The sequence below is a fragment of the Streptomyces anatolicus genome, from assembly GCF_019400875.1.
Taxonomy (GTDB): Bacteria; Actinomycetota; Actinomycetes; order Streptomycetales; family Streptomycetaceae; genus Streptomyces; species Streptomyces anatolicus.
This window is the reverse complement of sequence record NZ_WMBF01000289.1, coordinates 1-8049: the sequence shown is the minus strand read 5'-3', so window position 1 is coordinate 8049 and position 8049 is coordinate 1. Positions and strand designations below refer to the sequence as shown.

Here is an 8049-nt window from a genome sequence, read left to right as displayed (position 1 = left end):
GTGCGAGGGGAGGGCAACCCGCAAGACCCCCGTCGAAGGCAGAGCCCCCCGGGCTCACCCGGGTCGGCAGAAGGCACCCCCGCACAAGGCGCCCCCGCCAGGTACAGTGCGGAGATCAGCAAACCGTATGGTGAGGCCCCCGCACGTGTTGACTCAGACCACCACCCGGGTCCTCGAACCGAGTGACCTGGACGCCGCACTCGCCGTGCTCGACCGCGAGCCCGTCACCAACGCCTTCGTGACCGCCCGCGTCCAGGTGGCCGGCCTCGACCCCTGGCGCCTCGGCGGCGAGATGTGGGGCTGGTACGAGCACGGCATGCTCGAGTCCCTCTGCTACGCGGGCGCCAACCTCGTCCCGATCTGCGCGACCCCGCGAGCCGTCCGCGGCTTCGCCGACCGCGCCCGCAGGGCAGGCCGCCGCTGCTCCTCCATCGTCGGCCCGGCCACCGCCACCGCCCAGCTGTGGCGCCTCCTCGAACCGTCCTGGGGCCCCGCCCGCGAGGTCCGCACCCGCCAGCCCCTGATGGTCACCGACCGCCTCCCGGACGACATCACCCCCGACCCGTACGTCCGCCGCGTCCGCAAGGACGAGATGGACACGATCATGCCGGCGTGCGTGGCGATGTTCACCGAGGAGGTCGGCGTCTCGCCGATGGCCGGTGACGGCGGCCTCCTCTACCAGGCCCGCGTCGCCGAACTCGTCGGCGCGGGCCGCTCCTTCGCCCGCCTCGACCAGGACGGCAAGGTCGTCTTCAAGGCCGAGATCGGCGCCGCCACCCCCCACGCCTGCCAGGTCCAGGGCGTCTGGGTGGCGCCCGAATACCGCGGCCGAGGCCTCGCGGCACCCGGCATGGCGGCCGTCCTGCGCTACGCCCTCGACGACGTCGCCCCCGTCGTGAGCCTGTACGTCAACGACTTCAACACCGCGGCCAGGGCGGCGTACCGACGCGTTGGCTTCCAGGAGGTCGGCGCGTTCATGAGCGTCCTCTTCTGACACCCCGGACCGCCCCGTCCCCGGCACCAGGACCACCCCGAGCGCCCTGTTCAGAAGCGCGGCAGCGCGAAGTAGGGTCGCCCCATGACTGACGATGTCGTGATCGGGCCCCTCGACCTCGCCACCCGGGTGGACGAAGCGCTGGACGTCCAGGCCCACGCCTTCGGGCTGAGCGACGACGAGGTGGCCGTCCGGCGCCAGATCGTCCTGCGCCACCTCACGTATCCGGGCGCCCGCTCGTTCGGCGCTACCACCCCCGATGGCCGGCTCGTCGGCTTCGTCTACGGCATGCCCAACGACCGCCACCACTGGTGGTCGACGGTGGTCGAGCCCTACCTCCGCGGCCGGCACGTGGACGACTGGCTCGACGACTCCTTCGTCATCACCGAGCTGCACGTGCACCCCGGCCACCAGAACCGTGGCATCGGCCGCACCCTGATCACCACCATCACCGAGGGCGTCCCCGAGCCCCGCTCGATCCTCTCCGCGATCGACGTCGAGAGCCCGGCCCGCGGCCTGTACCGCTCCCTGGGCTACACGGACCTGGCCCGCCGCGTCCTGTTCCCCAGCGCCGCCATGCCGTACGCCGTGATGGGCGCCCCGCTGCCCCTGCCGCGCCGGGTCTGAGCCCTAACCGATTTCCGCCCGCGCCCGCGCCCCGGCTAACCTCCTGTTCATTACCCTCCCCACGCTCTCGGCCGTGCCGAGCAGAGGGGATCCCCTTGTAGCAGGAGTTGATCATGGCCCAGGTCCAGCGCATGTCCCGATTGATGGTCAAGACACTGCGCGACGACCCGGCGGACGCCGAGACGCTCAACCACAAGCTGCTCGTCCGGGCCGGCTACGTCCGCCGCACCGCCGCCGGCATCTGGACCTGGCTGCCGCTCGGCAAGAAGGTCTACGAGAACATCGCCCGCGTCGTCCGCGAGGAGATGGACGCCATCGGCGGCCAGGAGGTGCTGCTCCCGGCGCTCCTGCCCAAGGAGCCCTACGAGGCCTCCGGCCGTTATGAGGAGTACGGCGACCTGCTCTTCCGCCTCAAGGACCGCAAGGGCGCCGAATACCTCCTCGGCCCCACCCACGAGGAGATCTTCACCCAGGTCGTCAAGGACCAGTGCTCGTCCTACAAGGACCTGCCGGTGATCCTCTACCAGATCCAGACCAAGTACCGCGACGAGGCCCGCCCCCGCGCCGGTGTGCTGCGCGGCCGCGAGTTCCAGATGAAGGACTCGTACTCCTTCGACACCACCGACGAGGGCCTTGCCGAGGCGTACGCCCTGCACCGCGGCGCCTACCAGCGCATCTTCGAGCGCCTCGGCCTCGACTACCGCATCGTCTCCGCGATCTCCGGCGCCATGGGCGGCTCGGCGTCCGAGGAGTTCCTGGCCCCGGCCCCGGCCGGCGAGGACACCTTCGCGGACTGCCCGGCGTGCGACTACGCCGCCAACACCGAGGCCGTCACCTTCGCGCTCGCCCCGGTCGACGGCTCGGCGCACGGCCCCGCCGAGGAGCTGGACACCCCCGACACCCCGACCATCGAGACCCTTGCCGAGCACCTCGGCGTCCCGGCCTCCGCGACCCTGAAGAACCTCCTGGTCAAGGTCGACGGCGAGATCGTGGCCGTCGGCGTCCCCGGCGACCGCGAGGTCGACCTCGGCAAGCTCGGCGAGCACCTGGCCCCGGCCGAGGTCGAGCTGGTCACCGCCGAGGACTTCGAGGGCCGCGACGACCTCGTACGCGGTTACGTGGGCCCGCAGGGCCTGGACAAGGTCCGCTACATCGCCGACCCGCGCGTCGCGCCCGGCACCGCCTGGATCACCGGCGCCAACAAGCAGGACAAGCACGCGAAGAACGTCGTCTGCGGCCGCGACTTCGAGGTCGACGACTACCTGGACGTCGTGGTCGTCGAGGAGGGCGACCCGTGCCCCAACTGCGGCACCGGCCTCAAGCTGGACCGCGCCATCGAGATCGGCCACATCTTCCAGCTCGGCCGCAAGTACGCCGACACCTTCCAGCTGGACGTCCTCGGCAAGGAGGGCAAGCCGGTCCGCGTGACCATGGGCTCGTACGGCATCGGCGTCTCCCGCGCGGTGGCCGCGCTCGCCGAGCAGACCGCCGACGACAAGGGCCTGTGCTGGCCCAAGGAGGTCGCACCCGCCGACGTCCACGTGGTCGCCGCGGGCAAGGCGCTCCAGACGGAGCTGGCCCTGGACGTCGCCGAGCAGCTGGGCGCCGCGGGTGCGCGCGTCCTGGTCGACGACCGGGCCGGGGTCTCCCCGGGCGTGAAGTTCACCGACGCCGAGCTGATCGGCGTCCCGCAGATCCTGGTCGCGGGCCGCCGCTCCGCCGAGGGCATCGTGGAACTGAAGGACCGCCGCACGGGCGAGCGCGAGGAGATGACGGTCGAAGAGGCCGTCTCCCGCCTGACGGCGTAGTCATAGCGTCCCGGAGGGGCTGGCAGAGTCAGCCCCTCCGGCGTTTGAGGAGCGGGGTCTGGGGCGGAGCCCCAGGAGACGGCGCCGCACCGGCGCGACCGCCTACAGCCACCCGGCGAATTCCAGGAGCAGCTCCGCATCCTGCGGACGCCCCACCCGCAGGGCCCGCACCCCCGACTCCACGGCCCGGAAGAGCGTCCACCCCCGAAGCCGCTCCTGATCCACCTCAAGGGACTCCGCCAGCTTCTTCACCCGCCGACGGGTGATCGACGCCCCGGACGGCGAGGCGATCAGATCCTCCACCCGGTCCCGGACGAGCCGCGCCAGATCGAACGCGGTCTCACCGACCACCGGGTCGGGCCCCACGGCCAGCCACGGCACCCGGTCCCCGGCGAGGACCTTGCTCTGCCGGAAGGTGCCGTGCAGCAACCGAGGCTCCATCGGCGCCGCGGCAACAAGCTCCTCCCGGGCGGCGAGGGCCGCGTCCACCAGCGGCGCCACCTCCGCGTCACGTGAGGCCCGCATCGCCTCGGCCTGCCGTCCCGTCCGCTCGGCGACCGTCTCGAAACGGTGCCCGGCGGGCGGCTCCACCCACAGCCGCCGCAGCGTCCCCGCCGCTTCGAGCAGCGCCTTGGCCTCCGGCAGCGAGCGCACGGACACATCACGGTGCAGCCGTTCGAGGAGCAGTGCCCCGTCCGCGCACTCGGGGTCGAGCAGCCGGGCGGCGCCGAGGCCGCCCCAGTGCGCGAGGGCGGCCCGCTCGCTCTCGGGACGCGAGCGGGGCGGCACGAGCTTGAGCACGGCGGGCGTGCCGTCGGCCCGGCGCACCATCACGACGAGGCCGCTGCGCCCGCCGGGGACATGGACCCGCTCGACGGTCAACTCGCGCAGTGCGACGGCCTGTTCCACTGCCCCGGGCAGCTTCGCCAGCCAGTCGTCGCCGTCCTGCGCCGTCTCGCCCAGTGCGGTGACCAGGCGTCGCGGCGGTTCGAAAGCCATGCGCGAGTCGTTCCTTCCTAAAGGGTTACGCCCTTGGCGTCAAGGGTCACGCCTTGGGCGTCGCCGTAGCCGAGGAGCCGGATGGCACGGACCGCTCGGCGAGCCCAGGGAAGGCTACGCTCCCGCCGCGCCACCGCGCGGCCCGGACCGCCGCCTCGCGCAGCGCCCCGGCGGCACTGCCGCGCCGGCTGCCCGAGGAAGCGCGTACGAGATCGGAGTAGACCCCGGCGACCCTGTCCTCGAGCTCGGCGGCGAGCCGCGCGGCGGCGGCGGCGTCCGGCACCGGGAAGGGCAGCGCGTAGGCCGCGTCGGCGGGCTGCGGCTCGCCGCCCAGGTCGCGCACGGCACGCTGGAGCTCGTCGCGCCGGGCGCGGTGTGCGTCGTACGCGGTACGCGCCTCGTCCCTGCGGCCCTCGCCGATCCGGCCGCCGACGACCCCATAGCCGTACACGGCGGCGTGCTCGGCGCTCAGGGCGGCCTGCACGGCCTTCAGCTCGTCGTCCTTGGACTCGCTCACTTCTTGTCGCCCTCCGTCAGCAGATACGCGTGCGCCGCCCCGGCGGCGGCCACCGAGGCGAGCAGCCTGGCCTGCTCGGCCGGGGCGTCGACCAGGGCCGCTCCCCGCCGGTCGGCCAGGGCGCGCTCGGCGTCGGCGAGGTCGCGCACCGCCTTGTCGGGGTCCGGGGCCACGGAAGGCTCCGGGTCCGGCGCGGCGGCGCCGGAAGCCGACCCGGACGGGGAGGGGGACGCCGGGGCCTTGCCGCCTCCGAACGCCTCCACGTGCTTGTCGACCTCCGCGCGCAGCGGTTCGAGCCGCCCGGCGAGGGAGGGGTGCGCGGCGAGGACGGCGTCGTACCGCCGGAGCAGTTCCGCGCTGTCCTTCGCCGCCCGGGCGCGCAGGCGGCGCGCGGCGGACGTGTCCTGCGCGCCGGAGTCGGCGGCGTCCGAACAGCCCGTGAGCAGCGCCGCGGAGGCGATGCCCGCGGCCCCGGCGAACAGGCTCCTGCGGCGCGGTCCCGGGCGGGACCGCGGGGCGGTGGGATACGGCGGCACGGCAGACGTCCTCGTAAGGAAGGCCAAAAGGCGCGAGCGAGCAGACAGACAGCAGGCGGACACAGGCCGGCAAAGGCAGGGTGTGGGCGCGGGCCCGGTGATCACCGTACCTTCGGACGGTCTCCGTACGCGTGATCGGCTCGGGACGGGCGGCACATCGCCCCTCCGGTGGGCGGCAACACCCCTCGGGACCGGATACCCTTTGACCTGACACGCAGACTTGCAACGAAATCACAACAGCACACGCGGCCGAGGAGTCACCCGGATGAGCACCACCCAGAGCGAGAGGCTGCGGCAACTACTGGAACCGCTCGTCAGCTCCCAGGACCTGGATCTCGAAGAGATCGAAGTGGCCTCGGTCGGACGCAAGCGAGTGCTGAGAGTCGTCATCGACTCGGACGACGGCGTGGATCTGGACCAGATCGCGGAAGTGAGCCGCCTGCTCTCCGCGAAGCTCGACGAGACCGACGCGATGGGCGAGGGGGAGTACGACCTCGAGGTCGGTTCCCCCGGCGCCGAGCGCGCGCTGACCGAGCACCGCCACTACCTGCGCGCCGTGGACCGCCTGGTGAAGTTCCGGCTGACCGAGGGCGACGAGCTGGTCGCCCGCATCCTCACGGTGGACGACGACGGGCTCGACCTCGAAGTGCCCGGTGTGAAGGGCCGCAAGGCCACCGCCCGCCGGATCGCCTTCGACGAGATCGACAAGGCGCGCGTGCAGGTCGAGTTCAACCGCAAGGACAAGAAGGACGAGAAGGACATGAAGGAAGAGGAGGAGGCGTAGCCGTGGACATCGACATGAGTGCCCTGCGGGGTCTGGTACGGGAGAAGGAGATCTCCTTCGACCTGCTCGTCGAGGCGATCGAGTCGGCCCTCCTCATCGCCTACCACCGTACGGAAGGCAGTTTCCGCCGCGCACGCGTGAAGCTGGACCGCGAGAGCGGCCACGTCACGGTGTGGGCGACGGAGGACCCGGCGGATCTCGAAGAGGGCCAGGAGCCCAAGGAGTTCGACGACACGCCGTCCGACTTCGGCCGCATCGCCGCGACGACCGCCAAGCAGGTCATCCTGCAGCGGCTGCGCGACGCCCAGGACGACGCGACGCTCGGTGAGTACGCCGGGCGCGAGGGCGACATCGTCACCGGCGTGGTCCAGCAGGGCCGCGACCCGAAGAACGTGCTGGTCGACATCGGCAAGCTGGAGGCCATCCTGCCGGTGCAGGAGCAGGTCCCCGGCGAGGAGTACCCCCACGGGATGCGCCTTCGCAGCTACGTCGTCCGGGTGGCGAAGGGTGTCCGCGGCCCGTCCGTGACCCTGTCGCGCACGCACCCGAACCTGGTCAAGAAGCTCTTCGCGCTCGAGGTGCCCGAGATCGCCGACGGTTCCGTCGAGATCTCGGCCATCGCCCGCGAGGCCGGCCACCGCACCAAGATCGCCGTGCGCTCCACGCGCTCGGGGCTCAACGCCAAGGGCGCCTGCATCGGCCCGATGGGCAGCCGTGTGCGCAATGTCATGGCCGAGCTGAACGGCGAGAAGATCGACATCGTCGACTGGTCGGACGACCCGGCGGACATGGTCGCCCACGCGCTCTCCCCGGCCCGCGTCAGCAAGGTCGAGATCGTCGACCTCGGCGCCCGCTCGGCCCGGGTGACCGTGCCGGACTACCAGCTGTCGCTCGCCATCGGCAAGGAGGGGCAGAACGCCCGCCTGGCCGCCCGGCTCACCGGCTGGCGCATCGACATCAGGCCCGACACCGAGCAGCCCGCCGACCAGTAGGCGGGAATAAATCCGGGCGCGCACCGCTTGGATCACGACAGTATGTGGCGAGTAGCCGTTCGATTTTTGCCCCAAAGGGGTGAGGTCGGTGCGGGGAGGTAGACTTGAGCGTGTCTGGCCGGACGCCAGCCCGGGCATGCCCTGAGCGCACGTGTGTGGGGTGCCGGGAGCGAGCGGCCAAGAGCGAACTGCTGCGCATCGTGGCGAAAGAGGGCGCCTGCGCCCCCGATCCAAGCGGTACGCTGCCCGGCCGGGGTGCCTATGTGCACCCCGCCCTGGTCTGTCTCGACCTGGCGGTCCGCCGCCGGGCGTTCCCCCGGGCCTTCCGCGCCCAGGGGCCGCTCGACACTCAGGCGTTGCGCCGGGCGATCGAGACAGCCGACCAGCAGGCAACGTAAGACGTGGTCGCACGGAACCCCGTGCGGCCTTGGTATTCCGCGAGTTGGAAGTAGGTCGAGATTGCGATGAGCACTCGATGAGCACGCGATGAGTACGCCCATGAAGTAGCGACGGTCCGGCGTAACCCGGACCTAAAAGGAGCGAAGTGGCTAAGGTCCGGGTATACGAACTCGCCAAGGAGTTCGGGGTAGAGAGCAAGGCCGTCATGGCCAAGCTTCAAGAACTCGGTGAATTCGTACGTTCGGCGTCCTCGACGATCGAGGCGCCCGTGGTACGCAAACTGACTGACGCATTCCAGCAGGGTGGCAACGGCAAGTCCGCCGCCAAGCCCGGCGCGCCGCGCAAGCAGGCCGCCCCCAAGCCGCCGGCCCCCTCGGGCTCGGCGTCCCCCTC

The 8049-nt window shown here is 71.8% G+C and carries 10 protein-coding genes; 7 read left to right on the top strand and 3 right to left on the bottom strand.

Annotated elements, in window-relative coordinates; translation table 11 throughout:
* The first annotated feature begins 145 nt into the window (after positions 1-145).
* From GKQ77_RS22440 to GKQ77_RS22430, 3 genes are all read left to right on the top strand, one after another.
* Complete coding sequence (locus GKQ77_RS22440; RefSeq protein WP_219690731.1) at positions 146-994, top strand: GNAT family N-acetyltransferase; 849 nt, start codon at positions 146-148, stop codon at positions 992-994.
* Between the two features lie 84 nt (positions 995-1078).
* Positions 1079-1621: a GNAT family N-acetyltransferase gene (locus GKQ77_RS22435; RefSeq protein WP_125515424.1), complete on the top strand. Its 543-nt coding sequence runs from the start codon at positions 1079-1081 to the stop codon at positions 1619-1621.
* 113 nt (positions 1622-1734) lie between these two features.
* On the top strand, positions 1735-3429 hold the full coding sequence (locus tag GKQ77_RS22430) for a proline--tRNA ligase (protein WP_219690730.1): 1695 nt from the start codon (positions 1735-1737) through the stop codon (positions 3427-3429).
* Positions 3430-3531: 102 nt separating this feature from the next.
* On the opposite strand, the gene GKQ77_RS22425 is transcribed toward GKQ77_RS22430, so the two are convergent.
* Genes GKQ77_RS22425 through GKQ77_RS22415 form a run of 3 tightly spaced genes read right to left on the bottom strand, consistent with a single transcriptional unit; the run spans position 3532 to position 5481 of the window.
* Positions 3532-4428 (bottom strand): aminoglycoside phosphotransferase family protein, encoded by an 897-nt coding sequence (locus GKQ77_RS22425; protein WP_219690729.1) that lies wholly within the window; start codon positions 4426-4428, stop codon positions 3532-3534.
* 46 nt (positions 4429-4474) lie between these two features.
* Positions 4475-4945 (bottom strand): ferritin-like domain-containing protein, encoded by a 471-nt coding sequence (locus GKQ77_RS22420; protein ID WP_219690728.1) that lies wholly within the window; start codon positions 4943-4945, stop codon positions 4475-4477.
* Positions 4942-5481 carry a hypothetical protein gene (locus GKQ77_RS22415; RefSeq protein ID WP_219690727.1) on the bottom strand — a complete coding sequence of 180 codons (540 nt, stop codon included), beginning with the start codon at positions 5479-5481 and terminating at the stop codon, positions 4942-4944. The genes GKQ77_RS22420 and GKQ77_RS22415 overlap by 4 nt, the downstream gene beginning before the upstream one ends.
* A 265-nt stretch (positions 5482-5746) precedes the next feature.
* Between GKQ77_RS22415 and rimP the strand changes: the two genes are divergently transcribed.
* The 4 genes from rimP to GKQ77_RS22395 all read left to right on the top strand — a co-directional run.
* Positions 5747-6265: a ribosome maturation factor RimP gene (gene rimP, locus GKQ77_RS22410; RefSeq protein ID WP_219690726.1), complete on the top strand. Its 519-nt coding sequence runs from the start codon at positions 5747-5749 to the stop codon at positions 6263-6265.
* A 2-nt stretch (positions 6266-6267) separates the two neighbouring features.
* The gene (nusA, locus tag GKQ77_RS22405; RefSeq protein WP_219690725.1) at positions 6268-7257 is read left to right on the top strand and encodes a transcription termination factor NusA; all 990 of its coding nucleotides are present in this window, start codon (positions 6268-6270) and stop codon (positions 7255-7257) included.
* 110 nt (positions 7258-7367) lie between these two features.
* Positions 7368-7655, top strand: a complete 288-nt coding sequence (locus GKQ77_RS22400; RefSeq protein WP_219690732.1) for a YlxR family protein — start codon at positions 7368-7370, stop codon at positions 7653-7655.
* A 146-nt stretch (positions 7656-7801) separates the two neighbouring features.
* Positions 7802-8049, top strand: a 248-nt coding sequence (locus GKQ77_RS22395; protein ID WP_219690724.1) for a translation initiation factor IF-2 N-terminal domain-containing protein, incomplete at its 3' end; no start/stop codon positions are given.